General features: G+C 47.5%; 2 protein-coding genes. Both read left to right on the forward strand.

All coding sequences use genetic code 11. The features are described from left to right. Window positions 1-223: DUF5381 family protein (locus ACWHAR_RS31925; protein WP_452089033.1), on the forward strand; the 223-nt coding region annotated here is incomplete at its 5' end. Window positions 224-272: 49 nt separating this feature from the next. Next, window positions 273-520 (forward strand): YnfA family protein (locus ACWHAR_RS31930; RefSeq protein WP_452089034.1); only part of this gene is annotated, 248 nt, incomplete at its 3' end.

Here is a 520-nt window from a genome sequence, read left to right on the forward strand (position 1 = left end):
AAAAGGAATCTTCCAAGAAGATATATTGATCCAAACCGTTGATCAGAAGACCATTCGCATTCCCACTTGGAACATCATTCCGAATCCGTTGTTTTTCGAAGCGGTTGAACGCTATATCCTTCCCCATTTGAGTGAAGAGGCGAAAAGCAATTGGATCGGACAGTTTACAGACATCCAACGCAGTGCGTATTTGAAGGAATTTGAGAATCATCCGAAGCTTTAAAAGCTCTCCTCCTCTATAATGAAAGATAAATGCAAATTGAGGAGTGCTCATGATGCTGATTACCATTCTTTTATTTATCGCGGCAGGGCTTGCCGAAATTGGCGGCGGATATCTGGTTTGGCTATGGCTGAGAGAGGCAAAGCCAGCCGGCTACGGAATCGCCGGGGCGCTGATCCTCATTGTATACGGCATTCTTCCGACGTTTCAGTCCTTCCCATCCTTCGGCCGTGTATACGCCGCTTATGGCGGAGTATTCATCGTGCTTGCGGTCCTGTGGGGATGGCTTGTTGACCGGAA

Source organism: Bacillus sp. LR--39 (genome assembly GCF_053613335.1).